The organism is Falsiroseomonas oryzae (genome assembly GCF_027856955.1).
Lineage (GTDB): Bacteria > Pseudomonadota > Alphaproteobacteria > Acetobacterales > Acetobacteraceae > Falsiroseomonas > Falsiroseomonas oryzae.
This window is the reverse complement of the sequence record NZ_JAPSMD010000842.1, coordinates 1-1,153: the sequence shown is the minus strand read 5'-3', so window position 1 is coordinate 1,153 and position 1,153 is coordinate 1. Positions and strand designations below refer to the sequence as shown.

General features: G+C 75.6%; 2 protein-coding genes. Both read left to right on the top strand.

Annotated elements, in window-relative coordinates:
- On the top strand, window positions 1–657 hold a 657-nt coding region (locus OZN99_RS32135; RefSeq protein WP_270939248.1), incomplete at its 5' end, for a flagellar basal body P-ring protein FlgI.
- Window positions 654–983 (top strand): rod-binding protein, encoded by a 330-nt coding sequence (locus OZN99_RS32130; protein ID WP_270939247.1) that lies wholly within the window; start codon window positions 654–656, stop codon window positions 981–983. The genes OZN99_RS32135 and OZN99_RS32130, both read left to right, overlap by 4 nt.
- Window positions 984–1,153: the final 170 nt, after the last annotated feature.

Below are 1,153 nucleotides of genomic sequence, written 5' to 3'. Positions count from 1 at the left end.
GCCGTCGCGGCGCGCGGCGCCGCCGGCAGCGTGACGCGCGGCGTGCCGACGGCCGGGCGCATCGCCAACGGCGCGGTGGTGGAACGCGAGATCGCCTTCCGCTTCGCGGAGACCGAGCAGGTCCGGCTCTCGCTGCGCAACCCCGACCTGACCACGGCGCGCCGCGTCGCCGCCGCGATCAACCGCATGGCCGGCGGCCAGGCGGCGCGCGCGACCGACCCGCGCACCGTGGCGCTGAACCTGGCTGGCCGCGACCCCGTGGCCTTCCTGGGCGAGGTGGAGCAGCTGCGCGTGCAGCCCGACCAGGTCGCCCGCGTGGTGATCGAGGAGGCGTCCGGCACCATCGTGATGGGCGCCAACGTGCGCATCAGCACGGTCGCCATCGCCCAGGGCAACCTGACCATCCGCATCACGGAGACGCCGCAGGTCAGCCAGCCCAACCCGCTGGCGAATGGCGAAACGGTGGTGGTGCCGCGCACCAACATCGAGGTGGACGACCAGGCGGAGCGCCGCATGGGCATCCTGCGCGGCGGCGTGACGCTGGAGGAGCTGGTGCGCGGTCTGAACAGCCTCGGCGTCGGGCCGCGCGACCTGATCACCATCCTGCAGACCATCAAGGCCGCCGGCGCGCTGCAGGCGGAGCTGGAGGTGCGATGACGATGACAACGACCGCGGCCACCGCCCCTTCCCTCTCCCCCGGCCTCGCCGGTGCGCCGGCCGCGTCGCAGCGCACGCTGCGCCGGCTGGCCGCGGAGTTCGAGGCGCAGGCCGTCGCCGCGATGTTCCAGCCGGTCTTCGCCGCGCTGCCGACCGACGGCCCCTTCGGCGGCGGCCACGCGGAGGCGCAATGGCGCCCGCTGCTGGTCGAGGCGATCGCGCGCGACATGGCGCGCGCCGGCGGGATCGGCATCGGCGATGCCGTGCACCGCGAATTGCTGCGCGCCCAGGAAGGCGCCCCGTTCAACGCCGGAGGACCCGCATGATCGAGCCGCTGATGATCGCCGCCCAGCGCCTGGTGGAGGCGCTGCGCGCGGAGAACGAGGCGCTGGCGCGGCTCGACCTGTCCGCCGCGGGCGCGCTGGCGGCCGCGAAGCGCCAGGCGGCGGACGCCTTCGCCGCGGCCTACGCCGCCGCCAGCCGCATGGGCACGCGC